Source organism: Paraflavitalea speifideaquila, from assembly GCF_032395985.1.
In the GTDB taxonomy this organism is placed as follows: domain Bacteria; phylum Bacteroidota; class Bacteroidia; order Chitinophagales; family Chitinophagaceae; genus Paraflavitalea; species Paraflavitalea speifideaquila.
In genome coordinates this window covers 3,828,524-3,845,984 of the sequence record NZ_CP135920.1, presented here as the reverse complement: position 1 = coordinate 3,845,984, position 17,461 = coordinate 3,828,524, and the positions used below count along the sequence as shown (strand labels likewise).

24 protein-coding genes are annotated in these 17,461 nt (G+C 46.1%); 13 read left to right on the top strand and 11 right to left on the bottom strand.

Features of this window, described 5'->3' with window-relative positions:
- Positions 1-33: 33 nt before the first annotated feature.
- The 4 genes from RS881_RS26110 (at position 34) to RS881_RS60015 (ending at position 3,149) form a co-directional block, all read left to right on the top strand.
- The gene (locus RS881_RS26110; protein ID WP_315823780.1) at positions 34-2,208 is read left to right on the top strand and encodes a TonB-dependent receptor; all 2,175 of its coding nucleotides are present in this window, start codon (positions 34-36) and stop codon (positions 2,206-2,208) included.
- A 125-nt stretch (positions 2,209-2,333) separates the two neighbouring features.
- Entirely contained in the window at positions 2,334-2,756 is a 423-nt protein-coding gene (locus RS881_RS26105) for a tyrosine-protein phosphatase (RefSeq protein ID WP_315823779.1), read from the top strand.
- Positions 2,728-3,075, top strand: a complete 348-nt coding sequence (locus RS881_RS26100; protein WP_315823778.1) for a tyrosine-protein phosphatase — start codon at positions 2,728-2,730, stop codon at positions 3,073-3,075. The genes RS881_RS26105 and RS881_RS26100 overlap by 29 nt, the downstream gene beginning before the upstream one ends.
- A complete protein-coding gene (locus RS881_RS60015) occupies positions 3,009-3,149 on the top strand; it encodes a tyrosine-protein phosphatase (protein WP_350340179.1) in 141 nt (46 codons plus the stop codon). The genes RS881_RS26100 and RS881_RS60015 overlap by 67 nt, the downstream gene beginning before the upstream one ends.
- Positions 3,150-3,158: 9 nt before the next feature.
- On the opposite strand, the gene RS881_RS26095 is transcribed toward RS881_RS60015, so the two are convergent.
- On the bottom strand, positions 3,159-3,767 hold the full coding sequence (locus RS881_RS26095; RefSeq protein ID WP_315823777.1) for a class I SAM-dependent methyltransferase: 609 nt from the start codon (positions 3,765-3,767) through the stop codon (positions 3,159-3,161).
- A gap of 139 nt (positions 3,768-3,906) precedes the next feature.
- Between RS881_RS26095 and RS881_RS26090 the strand changes: the two genes are divergently transcribed.
- A complete protein-coding gene (locus RS881_RS26090; RefSeq protein ID WP_315823776.1) occupies positions 3,907-4,158 on the top strand; it encodes a hypothetical protein in 252 nt (83 codons plus the stop codon).
- 378 nt (positions 4,159-4,536) lie between these two features.
- Positions 4,537-4,794: a hypothetical protein gene (locus RS881_RS26085; RefSeq protein WP_315823775.1), complete on the top strand. Its 258-nt coding sequence runs from the start codon at positions 4,537-4,539 to the stop codon at positions 4,792-4,794.
- 35 nt (positions 4,795-4,829) lie between these two features.
- Here RS881_RS26085 and RS881_RS26080 read toward each other — a convergent pair whose 3' ends face one another.
- The 5 genes from RS881_RS26080 to RS881_RS26060 form a co-directional block, all read right to left on the bottom strand.
- Positions 4,830-5,552, bottom strand: coding sequence for a DUF418 domain-containing protein (locus RS881_RS26080; protein WP_315823774.1), 723 nt, complete (start codon positions 5,550-5,552; stop codon positions 4,830-4,832).
- A gap of 5 nt (positions 5,553-5,557) precedes the next feature.
- The gene (locus RS881_RS26075; RefSeq protein WP_315823773.1) at positions 5,558-5,689 is read right to left on the bottom strand and encodes a hypothetical protein; all 132 of its coding nucleotides are present in this window, start codon (positions 5,687-5,689) and stop codon (positions 5,558-5,560) included.
- Positions 5,677-6,159, bottom strand: coding sequence for a DUF418 domain-containing protein (locus RS881_RS26070; RefSeq protein ID WP_315823772.1), 483 nt, complete (start codon positions 6,157-6,159; stop codon positions 5,677-5,679). Before RS881_RS26070 ends, RS881_RS26075 begins: the two co-directional genes overlap by 13 nt.
- 191 nt (positions 6,160-6,350) lie before the next feature.
- Complete coding sequence (locus tag RS881_RS26065; RefSeq protein WP_315823771.1) at positions 6,351-6,548, bottom strand: helix-turn-helix domain-containing protein; 198 nt, start codon at positions 6,546-6,548, stop codon at positions 6,351-6,353.
- A gap of 23 nt (positions 6,549-6,571) precedes the next feature.
- The gene (locus RS881_RS26060) at positions 6,572-7,102 is read right to left on the bottom strand and encodes a cupin domain-containing protein (RefSeq protein ID WP_315823770.1); all 531 of its coding nucleotides are present in this window, start codon (positions 7,100-7,102) and stop codon (positions 6,572-6,574) included.
- Between the two features lie 129 nt (positions 7,103-7,231).
- Here RS881_RS26060 and RS881_RS26055 point away from each other — a divergent pair, with 129 nt between their 5' ends.
- Entirely contained in the window at positions 7,232-7,750 is a 519-nt protein-coding gene (locus RS881_RS26055) for a lipocalin-like domain-containing protein (RefSeq protein WP_315823769.1), read from the top strand.
- Between the two features lie 146 nt (positions 7,751-7,896).
- Here RS881_RS26055 and RS881_RS26050 read toward each other — a convergent pair whose 3' ends face one another.
- Both RS881_RS26050 and RS881_RS26045 read right to left on the bottom strand, forming a co-directional pair.
- Entirely contained in the window at positions 7,897-8,181 is a 285-nt protein-coding gene (locus tag RS881_RS26050; RefSeq protein WP_315823768.1) for an AraC family transcriptional regulator, read from the bottom strand.
- Positions 8,178-8,759 (bottom strand): DJ-1/PfpI family protein, encoded by a 582-nt coding sequence (locus tag RS881_RS26045; RefSeq protein ID WP_315823767.1) that lies wholly within the window; start codon positions 8,757-8,759, stop codon positions 8,178-8,180. Before RS881_RS26045 ends, RS881_RS26050 begins: the two co-directional genes overlap by 4 nt.
- Positions 8,760-8,869: 110 nt before the next feature.
- On the opposite strand from RS881_RS26045, the gene RS881_RS26040 reads away from it, so the two are divergent.
- Together RS881_RS26040 and RS881_RS26035 are read left to right on the top strand one after the other, a co-directional pair.
- Positions 8,870-9,292 (top strand): VOC family protein, encoded by a 423-nt coding sequence (locus RS881_RS26040; protein WP_315823766.1) that lies wholly within the window; start codon positions 8,870-8,872, stop codon positions 9,290-9,292.
- 12 nt (positions 9,293-9,304) lie between these two features.
- Positions 9,305-9,688, top strand: coding sequence for a DoxX family protein (locus tag RS881_RS26035; RefSeq protein WP_315823765.1), 384 nt, complete (start codon positions 9,305-9,307; stop codon positions 9,686-9,688).
- Positions 9,689-9,782: 94 nt separating this feature from the next.
- Here RS881_RS26035 and RS881_RS26030 read toward each other — a convergent pair whose 3' ends face one another.
- Positions 9,783-10,517: a class I SAM-dependent methyltransferase gene (locus RS881_RS26030; protein ID WP_315823764.1), complete on the bottom strand. Its 735-nt coding sequence runs from the start codon at positions 10,515-10,517 to the stop codon at positions 9,783-9,785.
- Positions 10,518-10,653: 136 nt separating this feature from the next.
- Between RS881_RS26030 and RS881_RS26025 the strand changes: the two genes are divergently transcribed.
- The 4 genes from RS881_RS26025 (at position 10,654) to RS881_RS26010 (ending at position 12,850) form a co-directional block, all read left to right on the top strand.
- Entirely contained in the window at positions 10,654-11,121 is a 468-nt protein-coding gene (locus RS881_RS26025; RefSeq protein ID WP_315823763.1) for a hypothetical protein, read from the top strand.
- Positions 11,043-11,636, top strand: a complete 594-nt coding sequence (locus tag RS881_RS26020) for a radical SAM protein (RefSeq protein ID WP_315823762.1) — start codon at positions 11,043-11,045, stop codon at positions 11,634-11,636. The genes RS881_RS26025 and RS881_RS26020 overlap by 79 nt, the downstream gene beginning before the upstream one ends.
- A gap of 31 nt (positions 11,637-11,667) precedes the next feature.
- Positions 11,668-12,621 carry a B12-binding domain-containing radical SAM protein gene (locus RS881_RS26015; protein ID WP_315823761.1) on the top strand — a complete coding sequence of 318 codons (954 nt, stop codon included), beginning with the start codon at positions 11,668-11,670 and terminating at the stop codon, positions 12,619-12,621.
- Between the two features lie 76 nt (positions 12,622-12,697).
- Entirely contained in the window at positions 12,698-12,850 is a 153-nt protein-coding gene (locus tag RS881_RS26010; protein WP_315823760.1) for a hypothetical protein, read from the top strand.
- Between the two features lie 438 nt (positions 12,851-13,288).
- On the opposite strand, the gene RS881_RS26005 is transcribed toward RS881_RS26010, so the two are convergent.
- The gene (locus RS881_RS26005) at positions 13,289-14,752 is read right to left on the bottom strand and encodes a RagB/SusD family nutrient uptake outer membrane protein (RefSeq protein WP_315823759.1); all 1,464 of its coding nucleotides are present in this window, start codon (positions 14,750-14,752) and stop codon (positions 13,289-13,291) included.
- Between the two features lie 96 nt (positions 14,753-14,848).
- A complete protein-coding gene (locus tag RS881_RS26000) occupies positions 14,849-17,371 on the bottom strand; it encodes a SusC/RagA family TonB-linked outer membrane protein (protein ID WP_315824621.1) in 2,523 nt (840 codons plus the stop codon).
- Between the last annotated feature and the right edge of the window lie 90 nt (positions 17,372-17,461).

Below are 17,461 nucleotides of genomic sequence, written 5' to 3'. Positions count from 1 at the left end.
GGCCCTCACCCCCGACTGGGAAGGAGATGCCATTTGCGGATCCGTCAATTTTATTACCCGCACAGCGCCGGTAAAAGACAACTCAATGCCAGTATAGCCGGCGGTTACAATACATTTTCAAAGAATGGCACTTACAATGCCTCGCTGGTATATGGCGACCGTTTCTTCAACAACAAACTGGGTATCATACTGGCCGGCGCTATCTGGGACCGCCAGTGGGGAACGGATAGTTATGATGTAAGCTACAATACGGGCCTTGCCAACCCCGTACAACAAAAGTCTATCAACACCATTATGTTTAAACGCTATATGGGCAAACGACAAACCTATGGCGCCAACCTCGGACTGGAATATGCCTTCAACCCTTCCCATAAATTATTCTTCCGGGGATTGATGGATAAGTTTAATGATATACGCCCTGTTTATGAATCTTATATTGACTATACCAATAGTCGCTACCAATACAATTATCGTTACTCACACTACCAGACAAAACTTAATGGTGCAGAGTTTGGAGGCGAACACCAACTTACACAACGCCTGAAGCTGGATTGGTCGGTAAGTGATTATATATCCAGGTATTTCCTGGAAACGCCGCCCACCAATGGCAATAAGGGTTTACCCATTGCCACCTTCCGGCAAAAGATCACCGGAGGATTCGACAACCTGTCCGGTGATGGTAAGAGATATTGGGGTTTTGATTCGCCCGATGGCATTGGTGGCGATCCCCTTCAATTTAATGCCGGTTTAAAGAACAGCGGCGAGGTAATGGATCCTAGCAAGCTTACTTTGCAACAATTGGTAATAGCTCAGTTGGATACGAAAGAGGAAGACAAAACAGCCCAGCTGAACCTGAAAATAAACGCTACATCAAAAATAATCCTGAAATTTGGCGGTAAATACCGCCACAAATACCGGGAAAGCACATTTGGCTCCAACATGGTGTACCTACCAGGAGCGGCCCTGGGAATTCCCAACTCACCAGCCTTATTAGCCCTCAATAAACTGAACCGTGCCGATTTCCCCATGGGACATGGCTTCTTTAAAGAAATGGACGGCAATTACAATCAATACATTGTTGATCCGCTTTCCAAACAACAGTTGTTCGACCTATACCATGCCGATACACTGCGCAAGTATGGCTTTAGGGACCTGACATCGGCCGGTAACGCAACCAACTATTATACGGGTACTGAAGATGTACTGGCTGGCTATGCGATGGCAGAGGTAGACCTTACTGAAAAATTGAAACTGGTAGGCGGTGTACGTAATGAATACACCAGTTTTACATTGAATGGATCAAAGGCCACTACCATGGGCACACCTGCCACCACCACCATTACTCAGGTAACCGTCAAAAACAATTACAATGCCCTCCTGCCCATGGTACACCTCAAGTACAATTTGAACAAGCAGATCAATATACGCGCCGCCTTTACCCGCACCTTTGTACGCGCTAATTTCAATGATATGACGCCGGGAGAGTCGGTCGATAATACCAAGACACCCATCAACATTACCAAGGGTAATCCAGACCTGAAACCCACCTTTGCCAACAATTTTGACCTGATGGGTGAATATTATTTCAGCAATATCGGGTTATTATCCGGCGGGGTATTTTATAAACAGATCCAGGATGTGATCTTTAGTGACAAGGTTTTCTATACCGAAGGCGGCAACAACTATGTACTCACCCAATCGCGCAACCTCGATAATGCACGCCTCTACGGATTTGAAGCAGGCATTAACAAACGCTTCAATTTCCTGATAGGCTTCTGGGGTGGTTTTGGGGTGGAGTTCAACTATACCTGGATCAACAGCGAAGTAAAAATACCCCGGATGGTAGGCAGTAACAGGGTAATGGATAAAACCAGCCTGCCCAACCAATCCAGAAACCTCTTCAATGCCATTCTATTTTATGAACGCAACGAGGTAATGGTACGCCTGGCTGGCAACTACCGCGGGCAATCGGTAGAAACAATCAACCAGCAACCAGGCCCCGACTTCTACACCTGGACGGATAAGAATTTTACCCTGGATGCCTCTGCCACCATCAGTATTACCAAACACCTGAAAGCGTTTGTCGAACTAAACAACCTCACCAACGAACCATTGCGCACTTATATGGGTGATAAACGCCGCGTTACCATGACCGAATGGTACGGCCTGAGAGGTCAAGGTGGTATCCGCTGGGATATTATTAAATAGCATACAACATACAGAAGCAGGAAATCATTCTCCAGGCGCAGGTATGCAGCCCCTGCCTTATGCGTCAGCGTACTTGTGCCCGCAAAACAAACGATTCACGATTCATAACTAACAAACACACTATCATGAAACAACTCATTGTCATCACCATCTTCATACTCCCTTTGTTAGCCACCGCACAATTGGCCGACAGTTCCAAACGCCTGGTTCCCATGCAGGACGCCTTAAATTTCAGGGATGCAGGCGGTTATACCACACAAAATGGTAAACAGGTGGTTTGGGGTAAAGTTTTTCGCAGTGCCGATATCAGCAAGCTCACGGACACCGACCTGCAGTTGATGGCCGGTAAACATATTTATACCGTCATTGATTTTCGCGGTGTTAAGGAATCTGCAGCGGCGCCCGATAAGTTATTACCGGCCACGGATTATACTTTATGCCCGGCCGGTAGCGATGGCCTGCCGGATATGAGACAAATCGCTCAATTGATAAAGCAGGGTGGTTTCCTGGAAAAGTTTTATGGAGCGACCAGTCTCCCCCTATTATAGCGACCGGTATAAACCTTTATTCCAAAAATTGTTGGCATTGCCCGATACCGCAGCCATCTTGTACCACTGTACCGGTGGCCGCGATAGAACCGGTATGGCATCGGCCTTGTTCCTGTATGCCCTGGGTGTGCCGGAATCGACTATTGAAGCTGATTTTACCGCCTCCAATATTTACCTGGTACCCATGCACATCCGCATGTACCAGGGCATATCGCAGGGTATGGGGTTGGATATGGCAACCGTTAAAAGGAAATGGAACTGCGCCCGGAACTCCTCCATATTTTCTTTGGCGCTATTAAAAGTAAATATGGCACGGTAGAACATTTCCTGGAGCAGGAACTCGCTATGGGCAGTAAAGAAATAGCCATGTTGAGAAAGAAATATACGAGATAGATCAACCTCCTACTTTTTCTGCACACACCAGGTAGTCATACACCGTGCATTTTGCACATTGGTGGTTTTTATAGGCTCATAAAGTATCCCGAATTCTTCGGTATACTTTATGAGCATTTGTTCATTCACCAAAAATCGTTCAGACCCGTCTGGCAATAAATAACGGCTATTACCCAACGGTTTTACCAGTGTTTCCAGTCCAATATCCGAAGCCAACCGGGCAAAAAAGTATCCGCCTGGCTTTAACACCCTGAACATTGACCGCAACATCTTGTCAAATTGATGTTCATCTTTTGCAAAGTGTAATACAGCGCTGCAGATAACGAGATCGAATATGGCGTCACCGTACGGCAGCTCTTCTGCATTGCCTACCACAAAATTGTCCAGTGAGTTAGCAGGAGCAAGTACTATTGACAATTCCTTAACCGCATCCACTGCCCGGGGATCGGCGTCAATGCCAAATACCTCAAAACCATTACGCAAGAAGTAAAACAGGTTACGCCCACCACCACACCCTACGTCCAACACTTTTTGAAGGTGGTCGTACCGGCCCTTTAACAATTGGTCAAACAGATAAATATCAATATTGCCATAAATTTCCCTGAGCGTATTCCTCATATATGAAATTTAAATAAAACAAATTAAGTACAAAAGAAGAAAAATTAGCAAATACCGTATGTAAGACGGATCCTATTGGCCTCCCACTGCTAAAATACTGCAGTCATGTATGTTAACTTTGGGTACAAAGCCCTTTTACATGAGAAAGTTGAAACCCCTCATTTTATCCATCGCCGTTGTATTGGTGGTGGGAGCAGCCCTGGCCGCCAAACGCGTAAACGCTTGTCCACAGCCGGAATATTACAAAGTGGGCAACAATTACTTTCCCGCAGGTATTGAAGGAATAGATTACGACTGTGAGATAGGTACTGGTATTTGCACCTATTATTATGATCAGTCATTTGGCCAATACCGCCCTTGCAAACCGGGCCAATACAATGCGCTCAGATAAAGCACCTCCCCCTCAAATGAAAAAAAGTAAAGCACCTCGCTCTATCGATTGCTGTCATACTGGTTGTCGGCGCAAGCCTGGCAACCAATACAAAAAACCCATGCACTGACCTGCAACTTTACTACAAAAGAGATTCTCTTTATTATCCCGTCGAACCCGGATATAAATGCATAGAATCACCTGGCAAGATCTGCACCTGGTACAAAGACCCGGAGACCCAACGCATGCTTCCTTGCGAGCTGGGATTATATGTTTGGACCGGCTATCCTAAATCCATACACGATTAGTATTTCTAATAGTTTACTTCTGGTCACATCCTGCCACTGCAGGATTATTGCAGTACCTGTTGTTACCTTCAGCGACTAAAAACTTTATCACATGAGAAAAATAAAGGCTATTATGCTATCCATTGCCGTTATAGCGACAGTGGGAGCCGCCCTCGCTACTAATTCAAAAGCTCCCTGTAGCAGTTTGCCACAATTCTACAAAAGCGGCAACAACTTTTATCCCGCGGGCACCGAAAACTACGACTACGTATGTGAATTCAACCATTTTGGTACCTGCACGTACTATTATGATGCGGCTACCAACACCTACAAGCCCTGTAAGTCAGGTAGGATCTTGTGGCTTAGGTAGTACCGGCAGCCCATCGGAACACGTTAACATTACCATTACTCCCCATGCGCATTGGCGCCTTTGCGCATGGGTTGTTTTTTCCAATAGGTTAAACTGCGCCACAACCATTCAAAAGGGCCGAAGTGGAAATAGCGCAGCCACAGGTGGCTCCAGATGATCTGCACCAACCATACGGCCAATACAAAATAGTATACCTCTACCCGTTGTAATTTGCCATACATCCCAAGGCCAATACCATAAAAATAGATACCTCCAATGATCGATTGGGTGAGGTAGTTAGTAAAAGCCATTTGACCTACCGGCCGCATCAGGTTGAACAACCAGCTTACCCAGCCCGACTTATAAAGCAAGATGATAAAACCCAGGATGCCCAGCGAACGGGCTAAACGCGATATCGTATACAAGTCAAAAACATCGTGTTTAGCAATTTCATACCAATTGAATTGGTATTTGATCAACGGTTGTATTCTAACCCAGGATAGCCATATCCCAACGCCCAGACCTGCAATCGTCATGATCCAATAAACTTTGGCCGAAGCTTGTCCCGTAAGCACTCCCATCTTAAAGAGGGCCATACCCAGGAACATAAATGAAAGTACATCCCATATATTGAGGTAGATGAACCTGGCAATGAAACCCATGTAGAGATCCCCGCGGTACTCATACAGGTCTACCCAACTGCCCATTGTTTTCCGGATGGATCTCTCGGCCCTTTTTAGCTTTTTTTCCTGCGTACTCCTTTCCTTGAAATCCTTCATAGCCGTCAGGCCCTCTTTTGATCCTCCGTCAGTTTGGTCTTGGTAGTATCTAGGGAGGCAATTTTTTCGCCCTTGGTAATGATGGATTTTTCCTTGTACAGGTCCCTGCTTTCCCGGCCCAGCATCAGCAAAAACATATACCCGCTGCTATCAGCAGGCACTTACCCGATAGCCTGCGAAAGGTAAACAGGATCATACCCAGGCAGGCATAATCAAATAAGATATCGCCAAACCACAACAGTAACCATACATCCACCAGGCCAAAGACCATGAGCCACAACTGCCGGCGCAGAAAATAATCTGCCGGCCAGGTACCTTGCAGCTTTTTTTCGGCACGGCTGGTAAATAGGATAACACCCGCACCAAACAACATGGAAAAGATGGCCCGTTGGGTACCCTCTGGTATCAGGTTCACAAAATACCATACCTGAAAATTGACGCCCTGCTCATTCCATACAGAAGGGTCTTGGCCTACAGAAGAAGGAAGACTGAAGCCGGGAATATTCATCAATAAAATACCAAGGATAGCAAAGCCGCGAAGAGCATCCATAATACCAATTCGTTCCGATTGGCTTACGGGTGCGGCCAGGGAGGCAGCAGTAGTCATTAGATAAGGTTTGTGGTGGTTTAATGGTGGTAACGGCAAGCAATAATGCCCGCCGAACCGGGATAAGGGAATAAGATACTGAATTTTCCTTTAATTCCTATTGCCCTTTGTCTTTATTGCAACCGCAAACTGTTGATCGGAATATTTAAGCCGGCGCAAATTGCTTTCTATAGGCCGTAGGGCTCATTCCTTTATACTTTTTTGAATAGCCTGTTCAAATGGCTTTCATCAGTAAACTGAAGTTCGGCGGCTATTTCTCCGATCCGCCTATCACTGTGCAGTAACCGGGCTTCAATTAACCGTAATTTGTAATGCGTGATGTATTGTTGCAAAGTTTCGCCGGTTTGCTTTTTGAAATAACGCCCCAGGTAATGCAGGGAAATGCCCAACTGCTTACAGATATATGGTGCCTTTAATTTTTCCGGGTCACCAATATGCAGTTGTATATACTGAAGAATATCCAGCACCACCTCCCCGTATTCTCTTTTACTTTTTTAGGCAATTTCAACGCAATATTCCTGGCCACCACCATGATCAGCGTATTAACAATTTGCTGTATGATCTTGTGGTGGTACAATTGCTCCTGCTCCATTTCCTTCACAATACTTTCAATCAATAAGGCTACCATTGGCTTGTCTACTTTATTCTTTAAGATACACCCAGGCCGGTGGCTGGCATTCTGCAAAATAAACTCCATCCGTTGTATCCAGTCATTGTCATGGCCCGCCTTTGGTTGTACATATTGATTGCTGAAGTGAAGAAAGAAGAACTGGGTGGTAGTGCCAATCGTGAAGGAATAACTATCCTCAGGCGTTATTAAAAACAGGTTGCCTTTTCGGTATTGAAAACTAAGATCGTTTGTAATTTGCAGGCCTGTTCCTTCTGCTATGTAAATTAAAGTGAAGTAATTATTGCGGTAGGTGGTGCGTGGAAACTGGTCCATCCGTTTGTACTCAGTTCAAAAGGCAGGTATAGTGACTCCTTCATCATACCTGAAATTACTGATTTAGTGCAAAAATGTACAGGAAACCAGACGGGCAGCCCACCTAATTTTATAGCACAAATCAACTACATGCAAAAAATACTGGCCCTGCTCCTGTTTACATGGATTACCTTAACGGCATTTACCCAACAACAAGACCGGCCACACCCGCGCTACTCCTCGCCACATCCATTAACAGGCACCTGGACCCTCGTATCCGTGGCCAATATCTATCCCGATAGCAGCAGGATATACCCTTATGGTAAAGACCCAAAGGGCCTGCTGGTATTCGATGAACAGGGCAATTATGCCATCCAGATCCTGCAAGCAGGAAGGCCCTCCATTGCATCCGGAGATAAGAACAAAGCTACTCCCGAAGAATACGCCGCCCTGGTACAAGGCAGCAATGCCCATTTTGGCCACTATACCATCAATGAAACTGATCAAACCATCAGTTTCCGGATTGAGCATGCCAGTTTTCCAAACTGGGAAGGCACCCTGCAAAAACGCAAGTACACCTATACTGGCCAGGACTTAAAATATGTAGTTACCCAAACCACCCAGGGCGGACAGGCCGTTGTTGCCGAAGTAGTGTGGAAGCGATTGTAGGATTAAGCATATAACGGGCAACGAATAAGGGGCTTGAATACTTTTACTCCCTGGTATATTTATTCCGGTATTCATTAGGCATCATCCCTGTTATCTTTTAAACAGGTCACGAAAGGTCTTTATGTCAAGATATCCTACATCATACATCACTTCATTAATGGATTTTCTGCCCGTTTCCAGTTGCTTTTGGTGGCTTCTATCTTTACCCGTTGTATATATTCTACTACAGTATTGTTGGTGGCCAGTTTAAACCGGCGCTCAAAGGTCCGGCGACTGATATTAACCTTATCCGCCAGTTGATCAACCGTTATTTTCCCCGCATAATGTTCCTCAATGTATTCTTGTGCTTGCAGAATTGGTTCATCTTCATGGTACTTTTGTCCATTAAAGATGATAAAGGGCGATTGATCCCTGCGCTCCAGGTCGATCACAAAAACTTGGCCGTATGGATAGCGATCTCACGCGTCGTATACTTTTCTACCAGGTACAACAGCAGGTTCCAGTAGGCATTGTTACCCCCACTGGAATACAACCCATTCTGATGCGTCATTACCTTTTCATCCACCAGTTTCACCTTCGGATAATAATACCTGAACTCGTTGGCATAAGCCCAATGCGTAGTACATTGCTTGTCTTTCAACAAACCTGTATAGGCCAATAAAAAAGCACCCACACAAAGGCTGGCCACTTCAGCTCCCTGCTTGTAACGGTCAGCGATCCAGGGAGCAAAATCCTTATTCAAATACGTATTGCCTACTGCATCTCCTGTCATCGAGGGTATAATGATCAGGTCCGTTTCCTGTACTTCATCCAGCACTTTATCGGGTTTAAGCACAAACATTTCACTACCCGGCGCCACTTCCTTCGACAAGCCTACCAACTGCACTTTGAATAAGGGCTTTTTGCTGGCCTTCTTCAACAAGCCATTAACCACTTTAAATAGATAATCCGTGTCGGCAACAGCCGCCACCACACAGTTCTTAAGCGCTAAAACAGATATCGTAACCATCCTTAAATGTAATACAATTACCTGGCGCAATACCCCCTTAATATTGTCGGATTACCACTCCTTCCCATAGGATTATTGCCACTACTTTTATTTCAACAAACAAAACAATTATGATCAGCATCAATCCTTATTTGAATTTCCTGGGCAATACGGAAGAAGCGATGAATTTTTACAGACCTGTATTTGGCGGCCAGTTTGCAGCACTCGAACGGTTTAAAGACAGTCCCGGTTATGAAAAGATGCCGGAAGAAGAATGGGAGAAGATTATGCACATTCGCCTGCCCATGGGACCTAAAGATGTGATCATGGCCACCGACGCCCTCGCTTCCATGGGTCAGACGCTTACAAAAGGTAACAATTTTTATATCCGCGTGAGTACAGAAAGTGAAGCGGAAACAAACAAGTTTTTTAAAGCGCTTTCCGCAGGCGGCACCCTCGAAATGCCCCTGAACAATACCTTTTGGGGCGCCTATTGCGGCATGTGCACCGACAAATTTGGCATACAATGGATGATCAATTTTGACCTTCCCTAAACAACCTGCAACATGAAAAAGATAAATACATTCTACTGGATATGCACCGGCCTGATAACACTCGCCCTTGGCGCAGGCTCTATATTAGAGCTCTTTTCCAATAAAGATGCCACACAGCCGTTTATTGACCTTGGCTATCCCACCTATTTGGCACCTTTTCTTAGCTTGGCCAGGTTGTTGGGTCTTGCTGTAATTCTTGTACCGGGCTATCCGCGCCTTAAAGAGTGGGCTTATGCCGGATTGGCTTTCGATATGATCGGCGCCCTGTATTCACATTTGGCCCTGGCCAAACCTGCCGTGTTGTTTATCGGCATCATTTTACCCCTACTTTTCCTGATCGGCTCTTACATCCTGTACCATAAGAAGTTAGCACTGGCGCTATCCGGCAGATTTTGACCACGCCAGAAAATTTCGATCTCATGACATCAGCCAGCAATAATATTTGTAAGTAAACTTTGAATCCATCGAATGGATTTGCCGGCACAAAACATCATAGCACCTTTGGCTGATTTTTTGCTAAAACGAGTATGGAATAACCACCAAGGGTTTTACTGCAAAATCTCTGATTTATCCTGAACACCAATTTACGTGCACCGTTTACTATTTTTTGCTTGGTGTTTATTACTTCAAAGGTAGGCTCTGTATACATTTTGTCTATTATGGTAAAGCCATTGTCTTCCAAAATGCTTAAAATAAATTCTTCGGTAAAATTGTGAATATGTCCCACTCGTTTTTTAGATTCGATCAGCATCTTTTCCCTAAATAGGCTCCATACGCTCATATCCAGCGGGATATGAAAGATGGTGTGACTGCTTTTGTTTGCAATGCTTCTAATAAAGGCAAAATAGTTTTCAATATGCTCAATGACATCAATCACCAGAAGCAGATCGAAAAAGCTGTTGTCGCTGGCATCGGTTATATCTTTCCGTGCAAACTTTATCTTATCTGTTTCCTTTTGGGTCGCAATCTTTATCGCTTGTGCAGAAATATCATAACCTATTAGGCTGGTTATTTCGGGCATCGACTTGCCAAGCAATACCAGTATTTCGCCGCTGCCACAGCCCACTTCACACACTGTGTTAAGGGGTATCTTATTGCTTTGTAACAGCGTAATAATCTTACCTGTTTTAAAAGGTCCATCTTCCTCATGCCAGTTGGGATTATTGGCCAGGTAGGTATCGTCATTGTAAATATCTGGCATAGCTTTACCATTATTGACCTGCAATAATAGGCAAAAATATCTTTTTCTTTAGTCAGATCACTCATATCGAAAAGGGAACTACCACAATAACAATTTGCTCTGCCAACCTCACATCGTCAACACCAGCTTTTTCACCTAATTTTGTCCCAAATTCCATGATTTGAGTGCTACTGTGTTTTTGCTGACGCCGCCTTTTACGCAACTGAATACGCCCTACCCGGCAACAGCTTACCTGAAGGGATTTCTGAACACCCGCAACATAACGGCTTTCCAGACCGACCTGGGCATCGAAGTCACCCTGGCCCTCTTTAGCCGCCAGGGCCTCCAGGAGTTGTTTACGCGCATCAACAACCAACCGCCAGCAGCACTATCAGACAATATTACCCGCATCATCGCCCTGCAGGAGGATTACATCAGCACCATTGATGATGTCATACACTTTTACAAGGCCACAACCCTACCCTGGCCCACCGCATCTGCAAACGCGAGTTCCTGCCCGAAGCCAGCCGCTTTGCGCAACTGGAAGACCTCGACTGGGCCTTTGGCTCCATGGGCAATCAGGACAAAGGCAAGCACCTGGCCACCATGTACCTGGAAGACCTCTCCGACCTCATCCGTGAATGTGTAGACGAGCATTTTGGCTTTAGCCGCTATGCCGAACGCCTGGGCCGGTCGGCCAATACTTTTGATGAATTGCATGCCGCTTTGCAGAAAGAATACACCTATATCGACCAGTTATTGATCAACCTGCTGCAAAAACATATTGAAGCGGTTCAACCCAAACTGGTAGCCATCTCCGTACCCTTTCCCGGCAACTTATATACCTCCCTGCGCTGTGGGCAGTGGATCAAACAACACCATCCCGGCATCAAAGTGGTGATGGGTGGTGGTTTCGCCAATACCGAATTGCGATCCCTCTCCGACGCCCGGGTGTTTGAGTTCTATGATTTCATTACCCTCGATGATGGAGAAGCGCCTATCGAAAACCTGGTGCACCATATTGAAGGAACAAAAACCATTGAAGAACTGAAACGCACTTTCACCCTCGTTGATGGTGCCGTTACCTATTTCAACAACAAAGCCTGCACCGATTACAAACAAGGGCAGGTAGGTACACCGATTACAGCGATTTTTCCTGGATAAATACATATCGGCCATTGAAGTAGTAAACCCCATGCACCGCATGTGGAGCGATGGCCGCTGGAATAAGCTTACCATGGCGCATGGCTGCTATTGGGGTAAATGTACTTTCTGCGATATCTCACTTGATTATATCCGCCTGTATGAACCCATTGCCGCTTCGCTCTTGTGCGACCGTATGGAGGAGATCATCGCCCAAACAGGTCAAAATGGTTTTCACTTTGTGGATGAAGCCGCACCACCCGCACTGATGCGGGCCCTGGCACTGGAGATAATAAAACGTAAACTGGTAGTAAGCTGGTGGACGAATATCCGCTTTGAGAAAAGCTTTACCCGCGACCTCTGCCTACTGCTCAAACGTTCGGGCTGCATAGCCGTATCCGGTGGACTGGAAGTAGCCAGCGACCGCCTCCTGGAACTGATCCAGAAAGGTATTACCGTTGCCCAGGTGGCCCAGGTAAACCGCAACTTTACCGAAGCTGGCATCATGGTACATGCTTACCTCATGTATGGTTTCCCTACACAAACAGCCCAGGAAACGATTGATTCCCTCGAAATGATCCGCCAGCTCTTTGCTGCCGGCATCCTGCAATCTGCCTTCTGGCACCTGTTTACCATGACCGCCCATAGCCCCGTAGGATTAGAACCTGAGAAGTTCAATGTACGCAGGGAAAATAACCTCACCGGCAGCTTTGCCAACAACGACCTGGTACATATTGACGACTCCGGCACCGACCATGAAACATTTAGTTATGGCCTTAAAAAGTCATTGTTGAATTATATGCATGGCATTGGACTGGAAGATCCCTTGCAAAAATGGTTCGATTTCAAAGTACCCAAGACCAAGGTAACACCCGATTATATTGCCAAAGTATTGACCGAAGATCAGTATACCGCATCCCGCCCTACCACCAAAATTGTATGGCTGGGCAAACAGCCAGCGGTAGAGCATTTTACCAAATCGAAAAAGGCAATAGCTGGGAAATGACCTCCCTCACTTTCCAGGATAAAAGGAAAAATACAGCATCAGTGTAGATCGTGAACAAGGTGATTGGCTGGCCACCATGCTCAACCAATTATCCATCACCAATCCCAAAACACTCACCTTGCAGGAAGTAATGGACAGCTACCGCGCCGCCGGATTGGAGGATTTTGAATTGTTTTGGGATAATAAACCCGTCAATACCTTACACAAAGTCGGGTTGTTGAAGTTGTAAAGAAACATCCTACTTCCCTCAAATTCAACAGTTTAAAAAGCCAGGTGAAATACATACCTCACCTATTCTTCAGCCTCTCTTAATATCCTCATTGTCAGCCAAAGTACAAGGTAAAAGGTTCCCTCTCCAGGCAGAGGAGCCATAGGCCATCGACTTAAAGCCAACAACCTACCAATAGGGTAAGGTGAGCCCTGTACAACCTTATCAAGATAGTCAGATATTACGTATATATTCCGTATATATCACGTATATAATACATATATGATACGTTCTTGTAAAGGGACGGAATATCTACGAATTGTCTAACTATTGTATACCTTTTATAATCGTATTATCTCTGGTTTGCACCAGGAAATCCTGAACATACTGGATGCCTTCTAAACGGAAAGGGGCAGCCCGCCTTAGCGAGATGCCCCCGTTTTTAGAGGTTCATGTTGGTTATTCGTAGCCAGGATTCTGGGGCATTTTCGCAGGATTGAGCTTATACTCGTTTAAGGGAATGGGGAAATAATAATCCTTCGTCGTGATATTGCTTAAGGGTGAGTTGTTGTAATCCGCCTGGCTCTTGCCCTTAAAGTAAGCCACCAGCTCTTCCTTATTGAAAAAGCGCGTCAGATCATGCCAGCGGTGGTGCTCGAAGGCCAGCTCTATCCGGCGCTCGTGCAGGATAGCCAGTTTCAACGTAGGGTACCTGGCCGCATACGCTGCATCACCCAGCATGGTGGCATACAGCGGGCGGGCCGCCCGGGCCCGTACCATATCCAGGTACGAAATAGCCGTGGCATTGTCGTTCAGGTACATAAATACTTCCGCCAGGTTCAGGATCACATCCGCATAACGGATCAGGATCCAGTCATTACCGCCATAGCCCAGGTTGGTAGCCGCAGCACTGTTGTCCCTGAACTTGGTAATGAAATAAGCTTTTACCGAAGGGTCATTGGCATACTTGATAGAGAAATCCGTACGCAGGTCACCTGTTTCAAACTCTTTCAGCAGGTCATTCGTAAACGGACCACCAGCTCCTTGTGATACCGCCAGCGAATTGATCGTTTCCCCTTTCGCCTGGTTACTGGCAGCCAGCGAAGAACGGTAGGTAGGATCACCCTGCTTGTACACGATCTGGAAAATGATCTCCTGGTTGGTACTTTTCTTATTGACATCAAACACATCGGCAAAAGGAATATCCGACAGTTTACCAAAGCCGCGCATATTGTAACAGGCCAGCAGGTAAGTTTTGGCCTGGTTAAGGTTGGCCGTTTTATTGGCTGCATCCAGCGTAGTAGCCATGGTTAAATACACCTGCCCCAACAACCCATTGGCAGCTTGCAAAGAAACACGGCCTTTATTGGCTGCAGGTTGAACATTGGGCAAATTGCTGCCTACTACATCCACCAGGTCTTTAATGATCTGTGCATATACATTCTCCCGGGTTTCGCGGAAAGTAACCCGGTTCACATCATCCAGCGTATTCAACCTTTCTGTTACCAGCGGTACACCACCAAATTCGCGCACCAGGTTAAAGTACATAAAGGCACGCAGGAACTTCAGTTCGGCCACATATTGCGACTTCACCTTATCATCAGCAAAAGTGATCTTACCAATGGCAGACAGTATCAGGTTGGCGCGCGCAATGGGCAAATACAATGCCGTCCAGTGACTTTGCAGCCAGGTATTGCTGGCTACCAGCGAAAAAGCCGTGAACTGGAAAGGCTCCCCATTGTTGGATTGGTTGTCGGTAGTGTTGATATCATCCGCGCGGTCATCCGTCCACAACGAAGCACCTTCACCTACACAATTGGTACTCCTCAGCGCCTGGTAAACACCATTTACACCCAGGGCTATATCACCTTCTGTTTGTAATGATTTGTCTACGTTAACCGAATTGGGATTGCTTTGCTCCAAAAACTTTTCGTACAGGAAGAGGCAGTCACCACCAGGCCCATTCCCAATATTGATACAACTATATTACGCATACATGGTTAGTTTAATGTTCAACAATTAAAACTGCATTTTAATCCCGAAGCTGAAGGCGCGCATCAGCGGGTATTTACCGTAGTCAACACCTGGCGTAAGGTTGGTGCCATTGTTATAATCTACTTCGGGATTATAACCCAGGTATTTGGTGATCGTAAAGGCATTGTCCACTGCACCATATACCCGCAAACCATTAAAGCCCAGGTTGCGCACAAAAGCCAACGATCCAAGATTATAACCCAGGGTAATATTGGTACAACGTAAAAAGGAGCCATCCTGCAAATAGAAATCCGATAAGCGCGTACTGTTACTTTGCGTACCGGCACGTGAAGCGCGGTATATCTTACCATCGCCAGGCTCCGCTTCCGAACGGTACCTGTTTTTTACCACCGCATAGTTATTACCCGATCCTTCCATGTTTTTGATATAATAATCCTGTCCGTCCACCACATCATTACCCTGTGAACCGTTGAAGGATGCGCTAAGGTCAAATTGCTTATAACTCATAGACAGGTTGAAGCCATAGGTGAAATCAGGATAGGGAGAGCCAATCACTTGCTTGTCGGCCTCATTAACAATGCCATCGCCATTCACATCTTCAAAATAGAGGTCGCCGGGATTCAGTGGGGTGGCCGAATAAGAAGAACGGGGTGGCCCTTTTAGCTTATACCCTGAGGGGAAGGTATTATTGGGCAGCAGCGCGGCATTATCGGCCTTGATATTGGCCATATCCGATTCACGCACCATACCCGCCACCTTGATACCATAGAACATACCAATGGGCTGTCCTTCCATCGTTACGTGGGTGGTATAGCTCCTTTCGGCACCGATGGAATAAATAGTGCTGGCGCCACCAAGACTTCTTACCTTATTTTTATTGAACGTAATATTACCGCTTACATTCAGGTTGAAATCTTTACCTGTGATCACCTTGGCATCGATCTGTGCATCCAGCCCGGTATTGCGTACATCCGCATCCTTCAGGTTGGTCCAGATAGAAGTAGAACCCGATGCAGCCGTAATGTTCTGACGTACCAACAGGTTGTACGACTTACTGATATAATAGTTTAGGATCACCGACAACCGGTTGTTCAACAAATTAACATCTGCTCCAAAATTGTACTGCGAAGTAGACTCCCAGCCCAGTTTCTCATCGGCAATATTGCCGGCAGCATTAGCCGTATAGATATTGTTACCAATTACTACCCCAGTGGGTGTAGCCATGGCCTGCTCATAATTGTAGTTACCGATATTGTTATTACCACTCAAACCCCAGCTGGCGCGCAAACGGATGGTTGATCCGGCGCCCAGCCAATCGCCATAGAACTTTTCATTCGACAGGTTCCAGCCGGCTGATACAGAAGGGAAATTACCCCAACGGTTTTGCGGACCAAAACGCGAAGAGCCATCCGTACGGAATGAAGCCGTTAAGTAATACTTGTTGTCGTAGCTATAAATAGCCCTGGCCAGGTACGATACCAGGGTGGTGGTAGACTTACCGGTAATCGTTTTATTAAGGCCAAAATCGGCCGCATTGGCGCCACCAGCAGTAAGCTCGGGCACCAGGTCATTAGAAAACCCTTTGGCCGTTACACTCAAAATATCACTGGTGGTTTCCTGCGCTGTATAACCAGCTAATACATTCAGATCGCCCTTGCCCAGTTTCTTTTTATAGTTCAACGTAAACTCTGCCAGCTTATCCAGCGTAGTGATCGTTTGCGCCGAAGCATTGGCCGCAGCGATGGCCTGTGGCGAACCGGGAGGGTTCGCGCCACTACTTAGGTTGGTAGGATAATAATACTCGTATTTCTCATTATAAGTTTGAGCACCGATATTCACCTTACCCTGCAAACCAGGGATAAAATCATAAGTGGCGCTGGCATTATAGGTACCCCGCGTAGCTTTGCGCGTAATATTAACCCGCTCTGCCAGGGCTACCGGGTTTTCAATACCCTGGAAAGAATAGTTATAACCATCAATGGGTGAAGCAGCAGCACCCAATGCCAGTGATCCATCGGCATTGTATAAAGGGAAGAAAGGCATGTATACCAGGGCGCCCAGAATAGGGCCATTGTTAAATCGCCCTTCCTGTACCTCCCGGTTATTGGTATTGGTAACAAACATGCTGGAACTTACTTTCAGCTTCTTGGTTACATCTGCATCAATATTGGCGCGCAGATTGATCCGCTTTTGAAAAGTACTCACCATAATACCGGGCTGATCCTGGTAGCCACCACTCACCATATACCGCGTACCATTGTTACCGCCAGAGAAGGATACATTGTGGCGTTGTACGATTGCATTGCGGTACAGCGCATCCTGCCAATCAGTATTGTACTGCGGCTGTAGCACCTTCTGGTTCTGAAAATCATACAAGGATTTGATGATGGTAATATTGCCGGGATTGGAACCCAGCCGGGCAATACGTGCCGCATTATCGTCCGAATAAAAAGCATCATTCCAGGTAAGCCCCTTGGCTATGATTTGGTCTTTATAAGCTCCATTACGGCCATCTACAAATAACTGCGCAAACTCATAGGAATCCAGTAGCTCTACTTTTTAGCCAATTGATTCACCCCTACCTGGTAGTCGTAAGCAAGCGTACCCTTGCCTTGTTTACCCCGTTTGGTGGTGATC